The sequence below is a fragment of the Lichenicoccus sp. genome (assembly GCF_965276875.1).
GTDB lineage: Bacteria > Pseudomonadota > Alphaproteobacteria > Acetobacterales > Acetobacteraceae > Lichenicoccus.
Genome location: NZ_OZ255701.1, coordinates 1,279,020 through 1,302,013, shown reverse-complemented (window position 1 = coordinate 1,302,013; position 22,994 = coordinate 1,279,020). Strand labels below are relative to the sequence as shown.

Genomic DNA, 22,994 nt, shown 5'->3' with positions numbered 1-22,994 from the left:
GCACCGGACGCCGCCGCTCGGCAGGACGGTGGCGCCGCCCTGGCAACGCTAGGCGGCGGCCCTCGGGGCGACCTCGGCGCGGATGCGGTCCCCGGCCTCCTGCTCCGCGACTTCCAGCTCATGGGCCTTCTGCAGGTTGAGCCAGAAGGCCGGCGTGGTGCCGAAATGCCGGGCCAGGCGCAGCGCCGTCTCCGCTGTGACGGCGCGCCGCCCGCCCAGGATGGCCGTGATGCGGTTTGCCGGCACGCGCAACGCGAGGGCCAGCGCGTGCGCCGACAGGCCCAGCGGCTCCAGGAATTCGTGTCGCAGCACCTCGCCGGGATGAGTGGGCCCCAGGCGCTGACCGCTGTCCACCTCAGCCAGGTCCACGTGACCGGCATCAAGGTCGCTGCGGGAGATCGGCCTTGTGATCTTTCTCTGGGGCATCACGCGTGTCGTCATGGCGAGCCTCCTCAATGGTAGTCCACGATCTCGACCTCATGCGGGCCGCCGTCGCGCCAGACGAAGACCAGGCGCCACTGCCCGTTGATCCGGATGGAAAACTGGCCGGCGCGGTCGCCGCGCAGGGCTTCCAGCCGGTTGCCGGGCGGCGCGCGCAGATCTTCCAGACGCTCCGCCGCGTCCAGCATCACCAGCTTGCGGCGCGCGCCCTGGGCCAGGTCCCGCGCCATGCCGCGAGGCAGGCCGCCCTGGAAGACAAGTGCGGTCACCTTGTCGCCAAAGCTTCGAATCACGTTGATACGTATCGCGTCATACGCGAAACATCAAGTGCAATGAGTCAGGCGGCGAAGCGGCCGCCGGTGCGGTGGGCGTTGGCCAGCCAGGGGTCCGTCAGCCGGGTCCAGTTTGCGGCGGAGATCACGGGCAGGATGGCGCCGTCGATCTCGGGACGGCGGGGCGTGGCTTGTGGGATGAGGAGCCAGAGGCTGGGCGGCCCGCCCGAGGCGCCGGAGGCTTGCGAGAACTCGTCCAGCATTGTCATCAGGTCATAGCGGGCGATCAGGCCGGGGCGGGTCAGCAGGGCCGGCTGCCGGAGGGTGAGGATCTCCTTCGCCACGCGCGGTGCCGCCTCGGCCGCGAGGCGGAGGAGGTTGCGGAAGTCGGCGCTGTCCCGCGCGGCGGCGTCGGCCATGAGCGCCTTCGGCCAGGCAATGCGGCGTTCCTCGGCCCGGGCGCGCATGGCCTGGAGCATGAGGCGTTCGAGGCTGACGACCTCCCGTGGGAAGCGGCGCAAAAGCTCGGCCTCGGCGCCGCGAGCCTGACGCGGCTCGACGGTCAGTGCCAGGAACACGCCTTTTTCGGCGGCGAAGACGATCTTGTCCTCGATCGCCCGGGCGGCGAGGACATCGGGTGTCGCTTCCTGCGCCTGGTCGAAGGTGGCGTGGCGGATCAGCATCGCGGTGCCGCTGCCGCTATTGGCGATGGAGCGACTATAGTAGCCCGCGCCATCCGGACCGGCATCGTGCCAATCGACCTCGGCGCTGGCTTCTTCCAGCAGGGCATCGAGGTCGGGACGGAGGGGCAGGTCCTCGGCCTCCGGGAAGCGGCCGCGGACACGGGCGCGCAGCTCGGCTTCATTGAGAGCCCGGATGTTGGCGAGAGTTCCGAGAGCGAGCCTCAGCGCCCCCAGCGCCTTCATGCCGCGAGGGTAGAGCTCTCCACGCGCGGAGAGGGCGGCACCGGCTGAGACGGCGATGGCCAAACGCAGCCGACGCTCCGGTGTCAGGGCTCCTGCGCCTTCCGGGAAGGGGACGACGCCGAGTTCGTCATCCACCCGGCCAGGGCTCGGCAGCGGTGTCTCCGCGGCGAGCTTGTCGGCGGCGCGACCGAGGCGTCGGGCGTATTCGGCGCTCTCCGGCGACGCGGAGACGAGGATGGCCGCCTCGGGCCTCGCCTCGGCGTAGGAGGCGAAGCGCGTTGGAGTGACCGAGGCCTCGAGTTCGATGGCGGCGCGGATCGTCGCGCGTGCGCGCCGCATGCGTTCCCTGTCGTCCTCCCTGACCGAGCCGCGAGAGCCGAGAAGCTGCACGGCCAGTTCGTCAGCGGTGGCGATGCCGCCGGCCTTCTCGATCAGCATGCTGAGTTCGCCCCGGACAGCATTCAGGTCGGCGCTCTTGTGCCAGCGGGTCCGGGCCGCTTCGAGAGCGTCGGCCACGGCGCCGCGGGACGTGCCGACGGCGGCCGCCACCTGCCCGGCACTGGCCCAGGATGCCGCGTCGTCGTCGATGCCGAGATAGTACGCGAGGACGCGGTCCTCAGGCCGATCGTCGCCGGCAGGGCGACGTGGGAGCAATTGCTCCGCCAAACGGTCCAGGGTGGCCCGGCCGCCATCGTTCTCGGTGATGCCGCCGGGGACAAGGTCGCGGCGGAGTTCCGCAAGGCGCTTCGCCCGTTCGCGGATCTCCCGTCGGATGCGGTCGCCGACCCCGGTGAGATAGCGGAACTGGAGACGAGGTACGCCCAGGAGCTGGAGCACGGTGTGGATGCCCATCTGGTCAAGCACGGCACGCGCCTCGACCCCGTAGCCGACCTCGGCGATGCTGCTGGTCCGATCGAGGCGAGGGGCGATGACCTCGATGCTGTCGGCCGCGGCGGTGACGCGATCCATCGGCGAGAAGGCTTCTCGCCAAGCCCGCAGCATCTCCTCCGTGTTTCCGAACCGCTCGACGGGGTCGCGGCGCAGGGCACGGCGAAAAAAGGTCTCCAGGCCGTCACGCAGGGCGGGGTCGAAGCGGTCGACAGCGATCGTGGCTTCATCTTCAATAAAGCGCGCTTCGGTAAGGCCATCCCCGAATGTGGGCGGCGTGCCCACCAGCAACTCGTGGAGCGTGATCGCCACCGCGTAGCGTTCGGCGTGAAGATCCCAGCGCGGTGGGCGGCGGTCGACGAGGAAGGGGTCGAGGTAAGGCCTGGTGCCGGCAGTGACGTTCTCGAGCGGGGCGCGTGACAGGGAAAAGTCGAAGAGAACGAGCCGGTAGGCTCCCGTCGCCGCGGCCTTTGCTATGCCTATGTTGTCGGGCTTTACGTCGCGATGGGCGACGCCGTCGCCCTCCAGATACTCGACAGCCGAGAGGAGGTGCTCACCGAAGCGCCGCATGAGGTCCAGCGACAGAGGATCGCCGCCGCGTATCCACTGGGCGAGTGTGCGATCCCCTGCTCGCTCCATGAGGATGGCGGGTCGTCCGGCAATGGTCGTGTCGGCGACAAATCTAACGATGTTTGGGTGGCGGAGCGGACGCAGGATGCCGGCCTCGGCCCGGATGCGATCGGCGTGCGCGTCGTCGAGCGCAACCTTGAGGACGAACTCCTCGCCGGTGGCCTCCCGTTCGACCAGGAAGGCGTAGGCGCTGCCGCCCTGCCCAAGCCGCCGCTTGATCACGAGATCGCCTTCCAGGCGGTCGCCGGCCGCTGCCGTGGCCGGATCCGTGACATAGGTCGGCGCCGGCTCCGGAGGGGCGGCCTCACGCTCCGCTTCGGCTAGGTATTCTAGAAACTCGCGTGCGTCGCGCGGTCTGTCGCGCACTACGGGGGCGGTGGCGGCTCGCACCATCTCCTCAAGCCAGCGCCCTGCACCGTTCATGAGGCCGGACAAGAGCAGGCCGTTTCCCTCCCGAAGCACGCTCGGGAGCTGCAGCGGGCTAGTCGACGGTGGGCGGCCGGAGAGGAGGTGATACGCAATCGCGCCGAGCGAGAAGACATCTGCCTGGGCGGCGCCAGCATCCCCAGCCGATGCCGCCTCGGGCGCAAGATAGATCTTCGATGGATCGGTGAGGTGGTCTTCAACATGTAAGGTTCCGGCCGTCATCACAGCGCCTGCGGTGCTTCCCTCGGCTCTGCTGGCGACCTGCCAATTGGTGACGTGAAGCCGAGGGGCAGAACTATCGGCGTCCCGCACGAGGATACTCTGGGGTGCCAGACCACGGTGGTAGAGCCGCTTCCCGTGCGCGTAGGCCATTGCCTCGGCCAGCTGCCGCACCAAGCTCAACCGTTCAGTAAGCGCCAGCTTTGCGAGGCGCTGGGACATGAAACGATCCAGGCGGAGCGCATCTGGATCATACTCGAACACGAGCGCCGGTCCGAGCTCGGCCTCGCGATAGTCGAGGACGCGCTGGATGCCCTGGTGCTCCAGCCCTTCCAGAACGCGGGATTCGCGTTGGGCGGTGCGGGCGAGGCGGTCCCGTGCCTCGGGCGTCGTGGCGCGGGCATAGGGGTAGACGCGAACTCGGCGCTTCACGCCTGTAGCGGCATGCCGAGCGGCGAAGTCCTGCCAGTTGTCGCCCTCGCCGAGGAGCTGTCCGAGTTCGTAATCGCCAACCCTCCGTCCGCGTCCCGGCGGCCTCACGCCAGCCTGTTCCAAGGCTTTTGTGATCTGCCGTGCGACCGCAGAATCAACCGCCCCTCGACGGCCGAAGCCGAGCTCGTCGGCGCGCAGCAACGTGCCGATAACGCCGGAGTCGTCCGGCTTGCCTGCCTCTCCTCGCAGGACAACACGCTTCGCCGTGCCGGGATCCAGAACCGGACGTTGGCTCACCTTCGATAGGAAGATCAGCGGCTCAACCCAAGGCGTGATGCGCGCGCCGCTGCGGCCGCTGAGGGCCTCTTGCCGGCGCAGGACAGAAGCGAGGCGTTTGGCCTTCCGGTTGGCGAGCGGGAGAGGGTTGTCGGTGGTGATCTCCCGCCCCTCGGTTCGCCACGTCCAGCTGTAGGCATCGCCGCGGATGGTTCCCGGCCGGGATTTCGCTTCGATAAGGATCAGGCCGGCCGGTGCTAGGACCAGGGCGTCGACCTCATTGACCCGTCCCTCATCGTCGATGAACTCGAAGTTCGACCAGGCGCGCCAAGGTTCGTGGTCAGGCAGGTTGTCGCGCAGGAAGTCGAGGGCTTCCCTCTCCCATTCGAAGGCCGACTGGCTGACGGCGGTCCAGCGGAGTGCCTTCATCTCGTACAACAAACCTCAACGTAGGGACGTTACAATCTTAGCCTAAGATGCGGGTTTAGGGAGTAGCCGCTCTCTGTCGCAGCCGATAATCCATGCCGAAGGCTGACCGGAGTGGACTCGCGACCCAGCATATGAGCAGCTTGGTGGCAGCCAGGAGTACAACGGAAGCGACTTTAGGGGCGTCCAAATGTAGATGCGCGGTAGACGGGCTGGCGCGCTCATCCGGCCGGAAACTAAAAGAGGCAGCAGCTTTTTGCAGCCCCTGGACCGACCCGCTCCGCTTCCTCTGAGGCAGGCACCAACTTCGGGAGCGGGATGTCGCGCACAGTGACATTGCCATGGGACATGGAGCGAGGAGAAGATGTCACCTCCATTCACCAACGGGTCTATAGTCCGTTGAAGTTAACTGCACGCGACCCACGGCTCTCTGCGGGCCGGATTCGGTCTCACCAGAACAGCCTTGCCCATAATGCTCCGGCGGCGAAGGATGCCACGACAAGGCCCAACAGCTGAAACGTGATCGCCCAGATCGACACCTGTAGCCTCTTGTGTTCCTGGTCGATGTCCAATCGCTGCTTGTCCCAATCGGCAAGCACCTTGGTGATGTTTACGGTCATCTGCTCCACCCCCAGTTCGTACTCGAGGTCCTACTGTTCCTGGGTCAGCAGCATAGCGTCCTGATTATAGCACATGTGCATGGGCTTTTTGCGGCTCTCTGGACCGACCCGCCCCGCTTCCCCCGCGGAAGGCCTACCTGTGGAAATGGGGCGCCAAGCAGCGCGGCAACGTCCCAGCAAGCGGCGGGGGTGGGGGCGCTATCCCCGAGCAACAAACCGTCCTAAACTTTGCACTTAACTGCACACGACCCCTGGCATGGGGTGGCCAGTGGGCAATAACTAACTTCCAGTAGGTCTGCCATACGGCGACCCGTGGTGACAAGAGGACATTGCCGACGATCGTCTTACCGGCCGCGGTGTGCCATCTCAGTCGTAGACACGCCGAGGCTCCTGTCTTGAAAGCGGACGCACTTCCGGCGCACGGTGGAGTTCCACCCCTTGGATCGGCAACAGCAGAACCCGGAGCGCGTGCGTGCCATCGAGGAACTCACAATAGCGCCCCGCTACCCGCTTTAATGGCGGCCGCTAGCTGAATGATACGCTTGACCTGACTCATTGTTATCTCGGACAGACCTAGGAACCTGAAAACCCTGTCTCGTGCTAAGGCGTAGGATAACCGACGTTCAAAACGATCGAGTACGGCCTGTAATTCTTTTATCTCTTCATCTGCCAGCATCATGAATTTTACGACGGTCTCGATAGGCACCTGTGCATCTAATTTCGCAATTCTGTGACGGGCGTTGTATTTAGCGACCTTCGCCTTGTTCAGTCGTTGCTCGGCAATACGTGCTTGCTCTAGTTCATCGTCGGACGAGGCGGCAGTCAACTGCGCTTCCCCAAGATACCGAGAAATCCGCTTGTCGCACTTCTCGATGACCGCCGCTTCCGCGGCGCGGCTAGTCACATTGCGTTCGATCTCAGCAAGTCCCAAATCATTTAACCTGAACTTAGTGGATCGTGCCGTCTCGACCCGTTCAAGCGATTTCCGGAAAGCTCTAAAGAAATCGACCAAGAAGTCGACATCAGTTGCACCTCTTAGGCTAAGTACAAGGCGTTCGGACCCGTCGTCTCGGCGGCCGTCGCGCTTTCTGAGCAGAACTAGGCCAGGTAAATCGTCAATTCCAAGCTTTAGAGAGGAAGCAATATCATTGGTCGACATGAAAGTAGCGTTTGAAATCCCACGCGTACGTTGCGGCGTCCACTTTGACAAATTTGATATATGACGTACAGGTATGTTCTGCTCTGACTCAAATTCTGCATTGCTAAACAACACAAGATCTATGCAAGGCCCAAGGATCACGTCAAAGGTCTGGCGGCTTGCTACCACCGACCGCAGCAGCGAGTCGAAGTTCCGATCGCCCGCGACGAAGACACCCAGAAACCGGGCAGACGAGCGACGGTAAAACCAGTCAATAACTTTCTCAACGTCGTTCGAAGCGACCCACATCGCGAGGACCCCTAGAGAAACAAACTGGCGAAATCGAGAACCACTGCCGACTTGCATCACACAGGACGGCTAGTCCACGCAACCCTCGATTTAGGTCTGCTAGGGGGTCGCAGGCCGCTATAGGTTGAGGGTAGCAAAGTCTCCGTCTTACGCACCAGCGGCGCGGAGCCGTTACAGCGCACGGCGTGAGAGGCGTCACTCACGACTGCTAAACGGTCGCCGGCCTTTGCACTTAAGTGCACGAGGTCGCTGGGCAGGCCCGTTCCGACCTGCCGCTGCGGGTTGCGGCTCCGGGTCGAAGCTGTCGCGCAACTCGGAAACCATTTCGCTAAAACGCCGGCTGGCGTCCACCATCCTGGCCTGGTTGTAATGCTTCTCGCCGGTGTGGAGGTTTGTGTGACCCAGCAGCGTTCCACTGATCCTCATCAGGTCGGGCTGGTCGATCGCCACGGATGTGAGGAGGCAGTCGCGGAACAGGTGGGGCCACAAGGCCTTACCAAAGCGCTTTCGCGTGTAGCGCTTGATCAGCTCGCGAAGCGTGAACTCCTGCATTGGCCGGCCGAAAATGTCGACCCACAGGCGGCCATGCGTCTTGACTCCGTCATACTTGTCAGCCTGGCGGAGAATAGTAGGCCGCCACAGGCGAAGGAATGCCTCCAAATAGGGGATGAGGTTGGCGGGGACAGGCTCGTCGATCGCGCCGCCCGTCTTTGTCTCGTCTGCGCTGAACGTCAGCCAGTATCCCGTGCCATCCCAGCGCAGCGACTGGCCGATCGTGATCGCCTGGAAGTTTCGTATCCGCAGCGGCCTCGCGGCCAGGAGGGCAATGATCAAGCCCGCCTGGAATCGCTGCGCCGCCGCCAGCTTGCCGCTCCGCCCCTTTTCCGGGCCGTCCATCAGGTCCTTGCCGAAGGAGAACAGGTCAAGAGTATGCTGGATGATATGCCGTTTGACCCGGGATGGTTTTGCCCGGCCCTTCAACCTGGTCGAGCGGCGGCTGAGCCAGGACCAGTCTTCCTCAGGAGCCAGGGCGCGTGCCGCCGAGGTAAGGGCGGTCACCGTGGTCGCCACACTGACGGAGGAGAAGTGTGATTTCAGGTAACGAGCATACTCGGCGGTTCGATCAGGCGTGATGCGCTCGCATGCTGTCTCATTCTCGCTGAACATCCCGTTGCGGTGTAACCAGGCGAGATACCGACCGTAGCCGTCCTCGTTCTTTCTTGCGGTCCGGTCACGCCAACCTGCAGCAGGATTGTCGAGACCTTCCAATCCTCTGCCCTGCCGCGCACGCCCCCACGCTGCCTGCTCCTCATCCGGCCACGCGGCGACCGGCCAAATCAGCTTCGTCGTACGGACACTGATCCGGTCCGCCCCGGTCACCGACCTCATTTTGCGCGTGCCCGCTTGGCACTCGACGTGCGGCTCACAGCGGAAGTCTTGCCCCGCGGTCGGAGAGCTTCCTCGCGAATTTGCAGGACGTGCGTGTCGAACAGGCGGAAAGCGTCGGACTGCTCAATGAAGGCGTAGAAGCGCATGGTCGTTGCACCGTCCTTGTGCCCCAGCACCCGCCGCATGACATCGATCTGCCCAGGGTGGCGTTTGAGGTAGAGGAAGCAGCCCAAGTGCCGGAACAAGTGCATGTTGAACTCGATGCCGAGCTCCCTCAGCAGGACGTCGCAAATGCCGCTTGCCAGAACCTTGCCGTCCTTTGCGGTTCCGTCAGGTTTGGGAAACAGGAACCTCGGCGCGTGCCCCCGGTGGTCCGGCTCGATAAGGACGTTCCGATACTTCATGACATACAGGTCGAGCAGCGCCACGGAGGATTTCGGCAGCTCCAGCTCGATGTCTTCGCCGTTCTTGGTCCGGCTGCCCGGGATGAACAGGTGGGTGGGTGCGCCCGGTCGAGCGTGGCTACGCACCAAGTCGGTATCGACGTTGATCTCGCTGAGGTTCTTCAGCCGTATCGGGCACATGATCTCGAGCTCGATGGCCACCGCTGTCCGGACGAGTCGCGCAGTCGGCTTCGCGGGCAGGGAACCGTCCTGGGCCCGCTTGAGCAGACGATAGGGGAGGAGGAGGAGGTCCCTGACCTGCCGCGGGTCGCGGAAGACCGCAAGCCGGCGCCGGTTCTTCTCCGTCATTCCGACCCTTGGGCGATCCCCTCCCAAACGCCGTCGCCGGCGGCTGATCCAGTCCGCGACCTGTCGTTCACGTCGCACATGCAGTGCGATTGACCGCAGTGCGGCCAGGAGGCCTTGCAGCTGGGAGCAGTCCGCGCGACCGCCGCTGCGCTCGATGAAGAAGTCGCAGACGGTGTTGATGTGCACGCGCTCCGTCAGCATGGCGACCGAGACGATGTCGTCGCTTGGAGTGCCCTTGTGCACGAGAGCCGAGGCGATTTGCCGCAGCTGAAACTCCCGAAGCTTGACGGTGATCGGCCGCAACGCTTTCGGCGGCGCGTCGTCATCCTCCGGCGGGTCCGCGAGGAAAGATAGGTAGTCGGCGAGCGCGTTCTGAAAGCTTGCGGGGAAGCTCTCCACACGAAGCACGTAGCCGGTCTTTTCCGCGGCGGGGACCGTGAGCCCAGTGGGCGGCCACCCCGCAACACGCTTTGAAGCGGCGTTCCAGCCACGGACCGCTCCGCGGACGATCGCAGCAGGACGACCCCGAAGGCTTGACGTCTCGAGCTCACGCGAGAAGCGCTCGACCCATCCGTCCGAAACATCGTGGGGAGAAACGTTGTTGTCGGACAGGTAACCGACAAAGCGGCTGAGTGAGGCCTGCCAACCATTCTCCGGCACCTGCTTGTAGAGTGTGCCCCACTGCTCCGACAGCGGTCGCGTGCGGCGCCCTGCCATGACCTGCACGTCCGCCCGCTGCATCGCCTTAAGAATACGGCTGCGGATCGAGGCCCAGCTTCCTTTGGTCAGGCGCGCCATCGCGGGGGATATCCTGGCCAGATGCTCCCTCAGCAGTGCTGGATCCGCCGGGAGGTCGTCGGGCGCGCAGCCGGAGGCACGGGCAAGGGTGTTGATGGCGCTGACCAGCAGCTTGACGTCCGGCGATCTGGCGTCAGGGGCCTGCAGCAGCATGTCTCGGACATCGGCGAGCGTCCTTGCTCCCTGGACGCGTGCGCTCGTGCAAGAGGACACTGGGACAACGGTCCGCGTCAAAAGCATATCCTAATCCTCTATCAAATAAAGTGGGTCAAAGCAGTCAGTCTGCAAATACTATCACAGACAATTCCCTGCGAAATGTCACTACATGTATTTGAAAAGAAATATAGGATCAATATACGTCAACCATTATACTGGTCCGGGTGTGATATGCTCTTGGAGATGTATGCGGTCAGGAAAGCCGCTGGAACCTTCCGGCGCTTACCGACGCGAACAGCAGCGAGCTCGCCTCTGGCAATCAGCCGCTTGACCGTGGAGAGCGATGCCCCCAGCCATTCCGCAGCGTCTCGCAGGGATAGGAAGGGAGGACCCAGTTGCGATTCACCAAACACGGTGCCGTTCTCGCCCTTGAATGGCGTAGCCGTCTCGGCCGACATGGACGCGGCGACCTCTGGCGACGCCACCGAGCAGGAGAACTCTTTCACACGTTTGCGGACGACGAGCATCATTTCTCTCGGACAGGGATCAGCTCAAACAATACAGCATATATTTGGCCTAAGGTTATTCTGCACGGACCGTGGGTTGAGTTTGACACCACCATTACTTTCGCCGGATTGAATCACCGGGGGTCCCGCAATCCGAGCGTAGATGGGTATGGATGATGACGAGAAGGAGGACAGAAACGCCGTCTCGCCGCAGCCGAGGCTGTCCTACGTCAGCTGCAAAGCGGCCGCCGGGACGTCGAAGTTGCCCTTCGTGTCATGCCGCACGACGCGGCGCCGTCGCACGTAGTCACACCTCCTGCTATAGGCACTGCGCTACGCGAGGGAGGGGGTGGTGAAGGTCGCCGATATGATGAAGCCCGATGGCAGGGTGTTTCTCAAAAGCGTGTTCGGCCAGATCAGCAATGAGTGGCCGTGCATGTCGTTTTCGCGCCCCTCCGTAGGAGAGATGCTGAGGCAGGACTTCATCCCCGGCCGTGACGTGATGATCTACGTTGGCACGCTGAACCGCGAATTGACCGAAAACCCCGATCACCGTAGTCGATTGATCGCCTCTGTCGTAATCGAACCGAGCCAGGTCCTCGAGACGCGGAGGATCATCTCACGAGAGTATTGGTCCGAATACGGCGAGCGCTGGCCTCTCTCCATGCCCGTTCTCAGCGCCGCCGTGATGAATGGGCCGCCGTTTCCAAAGGCGCACGACATTATCCCGGACGCGTATAGCAGGTTCGGAAAGGTCGAAAACCGGGGCGGAGTCGTCGAGGCGATTGACAAAGAGCGCGAGGCTGTGAGGGCTCTCAACGTCGTGACGCTCGAATTGCATCTGTCTTCCGACGTGCAGGCCTACATCAATATCCGGACCAGCCTCTCCGAAACGCCGAGAAGCATCCGGCAAGAAGCGACGCGGATGGCGAACCTCATCATCGCTCGCGTGAATAGCGGCGGTGAGGAACGCGTCGTCAAGAACCCGCTGCGAACCGCACCCAATCTCTCTGACCTTTTCCCAATGCTCACCCGGAAATGGCAAGTCGATCAGCACGGGCTATGTGCCTTGTGCGGAGGCGTACTCGTCGCGGCAACTATGAACAAAATGCTGCAGGCCTCGGCAGACCGGATTGACAGCACAAATGGCTCATACGACGAGAAGAACGTCCACGTGACGCACCTAGCCTGCAATCTCGCCAAAAACAAATATGGCGTCGGGAATTTCGAGGAATGGCTTATGGCCCTGCGCGGGACAAGCCCATCTGAGGACTGAAGAACGCAAGATTGCTGCGCCGGTTCCGCTGTATATTGGAGACGGCACGGAGGGGGAGCGAGACCTGCTGCAGCCCATATAAGCCGGCCATTGAAGTCACTGCGGTAAGGGCACGGCCTGCTGCAGCATAGCGGCCCGCAACGCCCCCGGCGGCAGTCGCATGCGACCCGGGTTCCCCGGAGTAGTGGGACAGGGACCGAGCTCTATCCAGAGTAGCTGCGGTGCCGGGGTTTGAGATGCTGGACGGGCACCGTCCGGCGGGACGACCGCCTGTATGGATTTTGCAATTGACTGCAATCCAGGCTCCTAAAGCTATAATGCTGCCAGCGTCCGGTCCGTTCTGTTCCGTGACAATCAGAGCCGGGCGGCAGCACCGCGTCCACCGATTCAACCTCCCTGGGTTAAACAACCGCCTGCCAGCCCTGTAGGCACGGGAACTGCAACCCGAAACCTGAGATCATTAGAGGCCGCTCGGCACAGACACAGCGAGCAGCAGTCACTTTTCCACAGCTCCCCTTCCTGAAAGCCGTTGGAAGGCCGCCCGCAGCATCACTACAAGGAGCGGCTGCCCGACGAAATTAAGCACCACATCATGATGCGGGCCATGCTGCATCGAACCGAAACGGCGGCTTTGCTGTGACCTACTTGCCCCGCCCCAATCATGGGCGACACGGTCATGGTGGGCAGACGCGTACGGCACCGGCCCGGCTAGTCTTTCCAGTTGACGTTGTAGGATCAATCCGCTACCGGAGCAGAGCTCCGGCGCACTGAGCTGGCGGCTCGTTCTTCAAATCATCTTAGAGTCCGACTCTGAACTCATGTGCAACGAGCCGTTCTCCGGATAAGTAGCATGGCTGACGCGGCGTAGAGGAAGCTGGTCGCCGAAGCAATGGTAGCCTCAAAGTCCTTTGCCAAGCGCCGATTTCGGTTGAGCCAAGCGAAGCACCGCTCGACGACCCAACGGCGTGGATGGACGGCGAAGCCGATCTGGCCTGCGGGCTTGCGGACGATCTCAATGGCAATGGAGGTGGCATCGGCCACCCGTTCGGCGGCGTAGGCGGAATCAGCAAAGGCGCGCTCTACGAAGGGGAAGCGGCGACGGGAGGCCTTCAGCAACGGGACCGCTCCGTCGCGATCCTGGACCGACGCGGGATGAACTTGCAGCATCAACGGCCTGCCATCGGTGTCCACCATCGCGTGCCGCTTTCGGCCGAGCACCTTCTTCCCGGCGTCGTAGCCGCGCGGACCACCGGCCTCTGTGGTCTTGACACTCTGGCTGTCGATGACGGCGGCGCTGGGACTGGCCTCACGCCCGGCCCGTTCGCGGTCAAACATGACCAACTGATGCGTGACCGCCTCCCATACGCGGGCGCGCCGCCACACCGCAAACCAGCCATAGACCGTCTGTCGAGGCGGAAAACAGGGCGGCAGCATCCGCCACGAGATACCGCCGCGCAGGACGTAGAAGATGGCGTTGACGATCTCGCGCATCGGCCATTCGGGCGGTCTTCCAACCGGCGAAGGTGGGGGCAGAAGCGGCTCCAGGACAGCCCATTCGGCGTCCGTCATGTCACTGGTAAAGCGGAGCCTGTCGCGCATATGCTGCGCGCGGGTGGTTGCGTTCCACATGAGGCGTTCATCCAACTCGGTCTCGACAACCTGTTGGAAGCACATTCTCGCGTAACCACCCACCCCCATTCCGCTGTCGTTCAGAGACGGCCTCTTAGCGCAAACCGGGCCGTGTGCACTTAACTGCACTCGAGATGGCACTGAGCAGTGCCCCGATGGGTGAGCGCTGAGGCTTGGCCTCATAGAGGCGCGGTAACCGCAAGCGTGCCAATCTCGTTCGGGGGAGCAGGCGCTTGGGGTGACCTACCGCCAGAGGATAGTCGGTTGAGCTTGGGCGACGCTGGAGCTCTTGCACGGTGCACACGCGCGGAAGCACGAGTGAGTAGACCGCCTGGAGCCTACCCCGCGCTCATGCCTGAACGTAAGCCATTGCCGCCCGGTAATTCACTCCTCCGGAGAGATTGGCTTGAGGGTGCAGTGTGCGTGAAACAGTTGCTCCAGGTCTTCCAGATTTCGCGGGATCCCGCGATGAAACCTCGGCTGCCATCAGCTTCTTTTCCATGCCGTGAGCAGCCCGTTTCGCGAAACAATCGTGCCTTCGATCCGGCACAACGTCGGGGAACAGCATGGCTCCTGGACCAAGCATTCCCGCTGGGAACTACTCGACCTTGCTACCTCGATTGCAAGGCGGTTCCGCAGCGCGCCGACGCAATCAGCGCGGGTAAGTAGCTCATGTTTTATACCGGGACACCCAGCACGGCTTTAATCCTACGTCGGCAAATGCCTATTGGACCGGTGTGACCGATACAAGCTAAGGAACTGCGGGATGCCGGAATTGAAGTTGGGTGCTGGTTCTCAGGTGCTAGGCAAAGCGTCCGCGATACAAGTGGGCGGACAAGAGCATCCCAGTACGGCAAGTAAATCGCAGGAGGTGACGGGTTCAGTGAAAAAGCTACTCCAGCGCATCCGGACCGCACATGAGGCAGGGAAACCAAAAGAGGTGAACCACCTCGCACGCCTCTATCTGAAGTCGTTTGAGGCGCGGCGAATAGCAGTTACAGAAGCTTGCAGTCACCTGTCAGAGCGCAGGCGGCCCTCGGCCGACCGGTGTCACCGTTATGCGGAGGGTCTAAATGCGTGGGCGGGAACGACGGAGAAAGTCATCGTCCGAGCGCAGGAAAAACCCGGGAAGCCCGGGCACTATCGAACTATTATGGACTTCGGCATCGAGAACCGATCGCTTCAGCTGCATGTCCTCCGGCTCCTCCGTGTATTGGCGAATCCAAGGCCGAGCCAGTTTATGATGCGCGGAGGCGTGCACGCGGCCATTACGCGTGCCTCACAGGCTCTACAAGGTGGCCACATCTGGGCGATGGAAACCGACCTTACCAATTGCTATCCGAGCTTCAATGAGGAAGTAGTGCCTGAACTGCTTCCCATTCCGAAGGAGGTGACGCGGCGAGTACTGCTAGCTGTTTCACTCTCTCTCTGGCTATCTACTGACCAGTTCGGTCCTGCGACCAGCGTTGATGATGACCAGATCATTATCGGGGAGCTGTTTGCAGATGCCCGGCAGGGTATTCCTCAAGGATCGTCCGCTTCGCCCCTCGTTGCAGAGTTGCTGCTGGCCCCATCATTCGACAACCTGCCTCAGGAGGGTGCGTCGATTGGGTATGCCGACAACTTCCTTGCAATGGGGAAGAACGAAAGCGAAGCGGTTGCGATGACTTTAGCCTTTTGGAGCGCCCTCAAAGCAAGCCCTGCCGGGCATTTTCTACCGAAGAAGCCGACGATCTTCGAACCAGGAACGCCGATTGATTTTCTGGGGCATTGCCTAGAAAAGAGTGGAGCCGAAGTTCGGATAACACCCAGCCTCTACAACTTGAGCAACTTTAAAGCGAAACTGAAGGCTAGGCTGAGTTCGATCAGGAACGCGGAATCGAGCGTCGCTCAGAAAATGCATTCGAGGGCTGCGCGAGACTTCGTTCTCTCATGGACAGCTGCATTCAAGCTGTGTGATGGAATCGACATTCATCGTTTGGAAGCATTAAAGAAAATCAAGGCTTCGCAGGCCAAAAGTAAGTTAATTAGAGCTGCCTGAAATGTAATCGGGGCGAAAGATGGGTTACTTGATTCCGTTGAAATTGACCGGCTAGAATTTCGTTGCTGATTTCTGCTCTGCGCTGGTTCTCCGCAGCAACTTAGCACTGCGGAGAACTCTTTCTGTCTCGATAACTCCCACTTGCTGTTCTGGGGTGAGATACTGGTCGATCACGCCCAGGCCGATCGTCACCTTTTGAAAAAACATTTTCCTTCCCATTCGCTTCATTGCCAGACGAATGTCGACTACCCTGCGGAGCGTGCCGGCTTTACCGACCTCTAGCACGAAATTCTCCGTAGCCTCGGTGAGCTCGTCATCGGGCCCCAGGCCCTGGCTCGTAGCGTATGACGTCATCCGCTCAGCCAGACATTTCATTTTCGCGCCGTAGGGCTTCAGCTTTACCTGCAGGGCCCTGATCTGCTTCATCGCCGTCTCGGCGTCGTCCTGCAAGTCGCCGATTTCATCGATTAGGGCAATGACGTCTGCGGGCATGGACGTTTTGGAGGCGAGCTTAGTGGTGGGAGTGGTAGGCTTCTTGGTAAAAATGATTGTCACAATCGCGGTCCTGTTTTAGGCTGTTTTTTGTTTCCCGACGAATGCACGCGGCCGGTATCATGGCGGCGAGCTGGCCACCGCACCGCCGCCTGAAGGGATGCAGAGGAAGGATTGCAGTTAAGTGCAACGCTTAACACGCCAGCCTGTGACGATCCCTTCTGCGCATGGGAGGGTCACTGCGGGCCCCGCTGTTCTGCCTTAAGTAGCTCACGCGATCTCAGGTGAGACTTCCGGTGCATACGAGCGCGGTTCGGCCTGGGACCTCTCATTCAGGTATCTGCCGCAAGCGGAGCGTAGGTGTGCATATGATCCTGATAGATCGCGTTGAGCAGTTGCGTCTGTGGTCCGACGACCTCGATCTGAGCACGGACCGTCGAAGCAATTTTGTGCTGCGCCTCCTTCATTTTGCTCCGATACAGAACCTTCTTCTTTACCCTGATCAGGGTCGACTTCGCCTGGTGGTCCAACCATGAGGATGCGGCGGCTGCATCGACAAGGCACTGGCCTGGCGTAGAATGAGAGATCGCGTAATCCAGCAACTTGGGAACGAGATCACCTTTCTCGATGCGCGCCAACACCGCGGCACCGTCGTCAAGTAGGGAGCCCCGGAGAAAAGCGCCTATCACCAGGCTCGCCCGCTCGTCATTCATCTTGTCAAATGGAAGACTTGGCCACGCCTCGTCCATCGCGAGTTGTTCGTTGGCAAGGTCGATGATGTTGCTCGTGCCTGTCGAGAGGTCGAGCTGTTTGGCAAGTGGCTGATTTCGGGCACTCCGGAGGCGGGCGTGTAGGTAGGTATTTCCTGGTGCGCCGAATGCGGCTCCGTCGTTGAGGCCAGAAAACCTTATACCCAGGAAGATGTTTCCGCGCCGAGCGATGGCCAAGTAACGCTGCGATGAGCTCGTGCCATTCATGAAATAGAGGCCTTGGTCTTGATTATTGAGTCCGGAATTATTTGAGAAGGATTTCATGTCTCTCTCTAGTATTTAGATGATATTAAGAGAATGCGCAGGAGGCGACTCCAGAGCAAATTGAATTTCAATTGTGCAAGCAATTGGTCAATCCGTTCAGGCTCGTCGATCAAGCAGCGACAGTCTGCAGCGTGGCGATGAAGACGCTGGTCCCCGGGCGCAAAGGGGGCGGTGTCGACGAGGGTGTGGATGGCCACCTCACCCTGGAACACCCATCCTGTTTGGTCCTGGGAGTCGTTGCGCTACTCTCACCTGAGAGGCAGAGGAAGCGGTATGGCAGGTAGTCTCCAAAGCAGCGAAAGAACGACCGCGCGAGTCCAGTCGACCATGAGCGCGGTCCATGGCCGTTCGCCTGTGGCGCCGCGGCGCCGTGCTTTGCCGCTCGTATCCGCGGCGGCGGCCCGTGCGGCTCCTCGGCCATGATGAACGGGAGAAGCCCGAAATTTGGGGCTGCGGGGGCACCGGGTTAGCGCTCTCCTCGGTCGAGTGGCGGTGAGTTGAAAGTCCCCGACTGCCATCGGCCCGGGAGTGGCGGCGTCGAGTCTTAAGGGCGGACGTTGAGGGTCAGGTTCGCTTACCGACCGGGGGTAGACCTTGGCAGCGAGCGGACGTTCTGCTTCGGGGCGCACACGATGGAAAGTGGATGTCGGCCAGTTAACGACGTAGTCCGCCGCGGGCGATAGAGTTGTCTGGACGCTTTGTCGTCCTATGGTGCAAAGGTTTGCCCGTGCTTGTCGATGGGGATGAAGCACCACCTCATCATCCCGCCTGTCAGGCACCGGCAGGCGTCGTGCTCGGGCAGGTAAACGACGTTCTGCTGTTCGTGAACATGCCGTGGCCCGACGGGCGATTGCCGGTCTCAACCTTCGGACGGCGCCGACAGGGTCCACTTCCAGCCTGGGATTGAGCCGTGAAGATCGCGACCTACAACATCAACGGCATCAACCGCCGGCTGCCCAACCTGCTGCGGTGGCTCGGGCAAGCGGCGCCGGACGCCGTCTGCCTGCAGGAGCTGAAGGCGGCTGACGCCGCGTTCCCCGCCGACGCGATCCGGGACGCCGGTTACGGCGCCGTCTGGCGCGGCCAAGCCTCCTGGAACGGCGTCGCCATCCTGGCGCGGAACTCCGAACCCGTCCTGACCCGCAAGACGCTGCCCGGCGATCCGGCCGACCTGCAGAGCCGCTACATCGAGGCCGCGGTGGAGGGCGTGCTCATCGGATGCCTGTACCTGCCAAACGGCAACCCACAGCCCGGCCCGAAATTCACCTACAAGCTGGCTTGGCTCGAGAGGCTGATCGCCCACGCCGCCGGGCTGCACGCGACGGGACTGCCGGTCGTGCTCGCGGGCGACTACAACGTGGTCCCGACGGAGGCCGACATCTATCCTTCGAGGTCTTGGACGAAGAACGCGCTGGTGCAGCCCAAGAGCCGCCAGGCGTTTCGCCGCCTGCTCGACCAGGGCTGGACCGATGCTATCCGGGCCGCGCACCCGACCGGCCCGGCCTACACGTTTTGGGAATACATGCGCGACCGCTGGCCACGCGACGCCGGGCTTCGCATCGACCACCTGCTGCTCAGTCCACAGCTTGCCGAACGCCTGCGCAGCGCGGGAGTCGACCGGATGGTCCGCGGTGAACCCGGCGCCAGCGACCACGCCCCGACCTGGGTCGTCCTGGACCAGGCGGCTCGGCGACGCCGGACCAGGTCGGGGCGCGGCTGATGCGGTCGGACCATGTCGCCATCCAGGTCGATCAAGAGCACAGCGTCTCCGGCCTGCTGCAGAGGCCCACACGCGCATTGGCGTGCTGCGTGCTCGCGCACGGGGCCGGGGCGGGGATGACGCACCCGTTCATGACGGCGGTCGCAGATGGCCTCGCCGAACGTGGGGTCGCCACGCTGCGCTACCAGTTTCCCGCCATGGAGCGGGGCTCGACGCGTCCAGACCGGCCAGCCCTGGCGCAGGCCACGGTGCGGGCGGCGGTCGAGGCCGCGACCGGGCTGATGCCGGCGCTGCCGCTGGTCGCCGGCGGCAAGTCGTTTGGGGGACGCATGACGTCGCAGGCACAGGCGGACCAGCCCCTGGCCGGTGTCCGCGGCCTCGTCTTCCTGGGCTTCCCGCCGCACACTGCCAAGAAGCCGTCGATTGAACGCGCCGGGCACCTCCCGCAGATCCATATCCCGATGCTCTTCGTTCAGGGCACCCGTGAGGCGCTCGCGGACATGCGCCTCCTGACGCCCGCTCTCAAGCGGCTCGGGCCGCTGGCCACGCTGATGCCGGTGGCGGAAGCCGATCATTCCTTCCACGTTCCCGTCAAGTCCGGGCAGACAGATCACGAGGTTCTCGGCTCCACCCTTGACGCCGTGACCCAGTGGATCGAACAGGTGCTGAGCTGACGGCCAGCGCGCGTCGGTCCCCTCCACGCCACCAAGGGCCGTTGCCCGGAAAGCCTCATTGACCCGGGCTTCGGCAGCTGGCCTGGAGCGGGCGTTCCGCTTTTAGGCGAGATCCAGGAGATGCAGACGGTTAATTAGTCCTGCCGCCGGGCTCTTGTCGCCCCTCTGCAATGCGCGAACCGGGTTGACGTAGGAACGAGGCAGTACAGGATGCGCTTCATAGCAGATGGCCCGTGGCTCCCCGATGAACTACTAACCGCCCGAGACGCGGGGCAGGTAATATTCTTCTGCGGCGCAGGTGTGTCGCAGGCCGAAGCCAGCCTGCCGAACTTTCCCACTTTGGCGGGATGCGTGCTGAAGTCACTCGGCTCGGCGCAGGACAGTCCGGCACGTCGCCTCTTTAAGGCAAGCCAAAGATTCGAGGCGGAAACCTGCCTCACCGGCATCGTCGCGACTGACCGCATTTTTGGGCTGCTCGAGCGCGAGTTCGACCCTGCCGAGGTGCGTGAGGCGGTCGCAAACGCCCTCCGGCCGCCGAACGACTATAAGCTCGACGCCCATAGGACGATGCTCGACCTGTCGCGCGATCGGGCCGGCGTTGCTAGGCTCGTGACCACGAACTTCGACCGGCTGTTTGAGGAATGCGATCCATCCCTCGGCTCCTTCAATCCACCACACCTGCCGGATCCCCGGCGGGAAAAAGACTTTCGTGGGATCATTCACATCCATGGTCGAGTCGATACCGAGTATCGCGCGGCGTGCGACGACGAATTCGTTCTCTCCAGCAGCGATTTCGGACGTGCCTATCTCGCAGACGGTTGGGCCACCCGCTACATCCAGTCGCTGCTCCAGCGGTACAAGGTAGTCTTTGTCGGCTACTCGGCTGACGATCCGCCGGTCCAGTACCTTCTCGAGGCGTTGAGCCGGAGCGACGAGCGTCCGAACGAGCTGTACGCGTTCCAGGCTGGACATGTCGACCAGGCAGCAGCCCAATGGACGCACAAGGGGGTTAACCCGATCCCTTACGAAAGCGCCGACCGCCACGCCGCGCTCTGGCAGACGCTCCGCGCGTGGGCTGAGCGGGCGCGCGACGTCGACGCATGGTACCAAAGCGTGATTGCCCTCGCCGCCCGCGGACCCACCGACCTGCGCCCGCACGAGCGTGGTCTTGTCGCGCATCTCGCGGCAACCCGTGAGGGCGCCAGGAGGCTTGTCGTCGAGAATCCTTTACCCGCCGCTTGGCTTTGCGTGCTCGATCCGGTTCAGCGCTACAAAGCTACGAGCCCCGCCAATCCATATAAGGAGGTGAGCGAACGGTTCGATCCCTTTGAGGCTTTCGGGCTTGATTCTGACAAGGCCCCCCTTCAGGTTGATCCAAAGGACCTCTTTGCAAAGCGCGAGGTGCCGAATGATGCGTGGGATTTGTTCGCATCGACCAAGGCGGATCGCGAGAACCTGCCACTCGAAGCGACTGGCCGCCTTCGAGACGCCGATGCCGCATCATCGCCGAAACTGCCGGCGCGACTCTGGTATCTCGGGATGTACCTAAACTCCGTCGCCCATCAGTCTGCCGCACTGTGGTGGGCCGCGCACCAGGCAAACCTCCATCCGGACATCGTGGCCAGCCTTGAACGCTCGCTGCGCCAGGAAACCGACCGCTTCTCGCACGATATCCGGCGGGGCTGGCGCCTGCTCATTGCGGCATGGAGAGACCGTAGGGTTGATCCTGACCTCCGGCGCTACGAGTTCGAGGTGATAGTCAAACAGGACGGCTGGTCTACGGAGCTAGTGCGAGCGATGGTCGAGATGTATCGGCCGGTCCTCATCGTCAGACCGCCGTTGCAGAGTTTCACACCGCCGGACAATCCGGATGTTCCGCTCGAGAAAATTCTCTGGCTCGACGTCGAATACCCTCATCCGCATGAACCCCTAATTTTCCCGGAGGACCATTTGGCTTACGCTGTCTTGCTCTTACGGGGCCAGATCGAGCATGCCATTGCCCTAGAGCAGGAAGTGCGGGGACACGACCGGATTTTCTTTGACACAATGCGCTCGGACGACGGGGAAGAGCTGGACGAGGGCTACAAGCTGACTAGACACCTGAGAACTTTTACCAAGATGATCACGCGTCTCGCGGCTTTAACCCCGCTAGAAGCTAAGGCCGAGTTTGCCTGTTGGCCGAGAATCGGTAACCAGGTATTTGTGCACATGCGGATCTGGGCGGCGAGCCAGCCGGACGTCCTCGGTGCCGAGCAGGCGGCTGAAGTCTTTTTGTCGCTCGACGACGAATCTTTCTGGAACGCTCAGCACCAGCGGGATCTCCTATACGCGCTACGCGACCGCTGGACCCAGATGGCCGACGTTGACCGGCGGCGGATTGAGCAGCGGCTTTTCACCGGAAACTTGCCTTGGCCAGAGGTCCTTGATGACACCGCGCTAACTGCAAGTTACCGCCTCAATCGATTACAGTGGCTGCACGACAATGGAGTGCACTTCGAGTCTGAGCTTGATGCGCAGATTGCGAAAATCCGGCGCGATGCACCGGGTTGGGAGCCACGGTTCGCCAGCGGCACTGCACGGCCGCATGTTGGCCCGGTCACAAGCTTCATCACTGAGACCAGTCCCGCACACTTGGTCGGCCTGCCGCTAGGCCAGATCCTCGCCGCGGCACGTGAATCGGCGCGCATCGACTTTGAGTCAGCCGTCGAGCATCGGCACTATCTCGGTCTGGCGCAGGAGCGACCCGCTCTAGCGCTGGCGGTACTGACTGATGCTGCGCGGAAGGGTGAGTTCGCGGAGAGCGAGTGGGCGACACTGCTCCATTCAACCAGCAGGGGTGAAGTGAAGCTACGGCTTCTCTGCGCCGTCGGCCTCCGTGTGTCGAGGTTAAAACTTGAACAGCTCGTCACGCTGCGACACCCGGTCAGCGAATGGCTGCACGATCGCGCGAGAACGCTCTTCGGAGAACTGCCCGATGTATTCCGCGCCGTCTGGACCGCATTGGCCGCAGCCTTGGTAGCCTACCCGCCACCGGACCGCTTCCATCGATCCGATAGCGATTGGGTCGAGGATGGCTTTAGTCAGCCTGCCGGTCGATTGGTTTGCGCGCTGTTAAAGGATCCAGCGACACCGAACTTCGGTGTTGGAGCAGGCCTTTCCGACACGTGGAAGGTGCGACTGGAGCAGCTTCTAGCCCTCCCCGGCGATGCTCGGCGACACGCGATCGCCATGATCTCACCGCACCTGAATTGGCTCTACAATGTTGATCCTGAATGGGCGGGGCGTCATCTACTGGGCTTTGCGAATAGGGCCGATGCTGATGGACAAGCATTTTGGGGCGGTTACTTCTGGGCCGCGCGTACGCCGCAGCTGCCACTTTACATGCGCCTCAAGCCGGCATTTATCGCGCTTGCGCGGGTCGGGACGTGCCGGCGAGACTACTCCAACAAATTGGCAGGAATGCTGCTAGCGGGTTTGGCCTGCTCCCGGAATTTCGGACCACGGATTATGTGACAGACTGGCCC

16 protein-coding genes are annotated in these 22,994 nt (G+C 62.4%); 5 read left to right on the top strand and 11 right to left on the bottom strand.

What is annotated here, in order from left to right; all coding sequences use genetic code 11:
* Positions 1–48 precede the first annotated feature (48 nt).
* From ACQY4K_RS06370 to ACQY4K_RS06335, 8 genes are all read right to left on the bottom strand, one after another.
* The gene (locus ACQY4K_RS06370) at positions 49–441 is read right to left on the bottom strand and encodes a HigA family addiction module antitoxin (RefSeq protein ID WP_428394432.1); all 393 of its coding nucleotides are present in this window, start codon (positions 439–441) and stop codon (positions 49–51) included.
* An 11-nt stretch (positions 442–452) separates the two neighbouring features.
* Entirely contained in the window at positions 453–734 is a 282-nt protein-coding gene (locus tag ACQY4K_RS06365; RefSeq protein ID WP_428394430.1) for a type II toxin-antitoxin system RelE/ParE family toxin, read from the bottom strand.
* 44 nt (positions 735–778) lie between these two features.
* Entirely contained in the window at positions 779–4,939 is a 4,161-nt protein-coding gene (gene pglW, locus ACQY4K_RS06360; RefSeq protein ID WP_428395996.1) for a BREX system serine/threonine kinase PglW, read from the bottom strand.
* A 446-nt stretch (positions 4,940–5,385) separates the two neighbouring features.
* On the bottom strand, positions 5,386–5,556 hold the full coding sequence (locus ACQY4K_RS06355) for a hypothetical protein (protein ID WP_428394429.1): 171 nt from the start codon (positions 5,554–5,556) through the stop codon (positions 5,386–5,388).
* 487 nt (positions 5,557–6,043) lie between these two features.
* Positions 6,044–7,063 carry a hypothetical protein gene (locus ACQY4K_RS06350; RefSeq protein WP_428394427.1) on the bottom strand — a complete coding sequence of 340 codons (1,020 nt, stop codon included), beginning with the start codon at positions 7,061–7,063 and terminating at the stop codon, positions 6,044–6,046.
* Positions 7,064–7,198: 135 nt separating this feature from the next.
* Positions 7,199–8,383, bottom strand: a complete 1,185-nt coding sequence (locus tag ACQY4K_RS06345) for a hypothetical protein (RefSeq protein WP_428394426.1) — start codon at positions 8,381–8,383, stop codon at positions 7,199–7,201.
* Positions 8,384–8,388: 5 nt separating this feature from the next.
* Positions 8,389–10,095 (bottom strand): hypothetical protein, encoded by a 1,707-nt coding sequence (locus ACQY4K_RS06340; protein WP_428394424.1) that lies wholly within the window; start codon positions 10,093–10,095, stop codon positions 8,389–8,391.
* A 206-nt stretch (positions 10,096–10,301) separates the two neighbouring features.
* Positions 10,302–10,628, bottom strand: coding sequence for an excisionase family DNA-binding protein (locus ACQY4K_RS06335; protein ID WP_428394422.1), 327 nt, complete (start codon positions 10,626–10,628; stop codon positions 10,302–10,304).
* Between the two features lie 328 nt (positions 10,629–10,956).
* On the opposite strand from ACQY4K_RS06335, the gene ACQY4K_RS06330 reads away from it, so the two are divergent.
* Positions 10,957–11,880 carry a hypothetical protein gene (locus tag ACQY4K_RS06330; protein WP_428394420.1) on the top strand — a complete coding sequence of 308 codons (924 nt, stop codon included), beginning with the start codon at positions 10,957–10,959 and terminating at the stop codon, positions 11,878–11,880.
* A gap of 816 nt (positions 11,881–12,696) precedes the next feature.
* Here the strand turns inward: ACQY4K_RS06330 and ACQY4K_RS06325 are convergent.
* A complete protein-coding gene (locus tag ACQY4K_RS06325) occupies positions 12,697–13,509 on the bottom strand; it encodes an IS5 family transposase (RefSeq protein ID WP_428395994.1) in 813 nt (270 codons plus the stop codon).
* Positions 13,510–14,275: 766 nt separating this feature from the next.
* On the opposite strand from ACQY4K_RS06325, the gene ACQY4K_RS06320 reads away from it, so the two are divergent.
* Positions 14,276–15,550: a hypothetical protein gene (locus ACQY4K_RS06320; RefSeq protein ID WP_428394418.1), complete on the top strand. Its 1,275-nt coding sequence runs from the start codon at positions 14,276–14,278 to the stop codon at positions 15,548–15,550.
* A gap of 51 nt (positions 15,551–15,601) precedes the next feature.
* Here ACQY4K_RS06320 and ACQY4K_RS06315 read toward each other — a convergent pair whose 3' ends face one another.
* Positions 15,602–16,105, bottom strand: coding sequence for a hypothetical protein (locus tag ACQY4K_RS06315; RefSeq protein WP_428394416.1), 504 nt, complete (start codon positions 16,103–16,105; stop codon positions 15,602–15,604).
* Positions 16,106–16,374: 269 nt separating this feature from the next.
* Positions 16,375–17,076, bottom strand: coding sequence for a hypothetical protein (locus ACQY4K_RS06310; RefSeq protein ID WP_428394414.1), 702 nt, complete (start codon positions 17,074–17,076; stop codon positions 16,375–16,377).
* Between the two features lie 910 nt (positions 17,077–17,986).
* Between ACQY4K_RS06310 and ACQY4K_RS06305 the strand changes: the two genes are divergently transcribed.
* The 3 genes from ACQY4K_RS06305 to ACQY4K_RS06295 all read left to right on the top strand — a co-directional run bounded on the left by ACQY4K_RS06305 (position 17,987) and on the right by ACQY4K_RS06295 (position 22,983).
* Positions 17,987–18,796 carry an exodeoxyribonuclease III gene (locus tag ACQY4K_RS06305; protein WP_428394412.1) on the top strand — a complete coding sequence of 270 codons (810 nt, stop codon included), beginning with the start codon at positions 17,987–17,989 and terminating at the stop codon, positions 18,794–18,796.
* Positions 18,796–19,470, top strand: a complete 675-nt coding sequence (locus tag ACQY4K_RS06300; protein ID WP_428394410.1) for an alpha/beta family hydrolase — start codon at positions 18,796–18,798, stop codon at positions 19,468–19,470. Before ACQY4K_RS06305 ends, ACQY4K_RS06300 begins: the two co-directional genes overlap by 1 nt.
* A 210-nt stretch (positions 19,471–19,680) precedes the next feature.
* A complete protein-coding gene (locus ACQY4K_RS06295) occupies positions 19,681–22,983 on the top strand; it encodes an SIR2 family protein (RefSeq protein WP_428394408.1) in 3,303 nt (1,100 codons plus the stop codon).
* Positions 22,984–22,994: the final 11 nt, after the last annotated feature.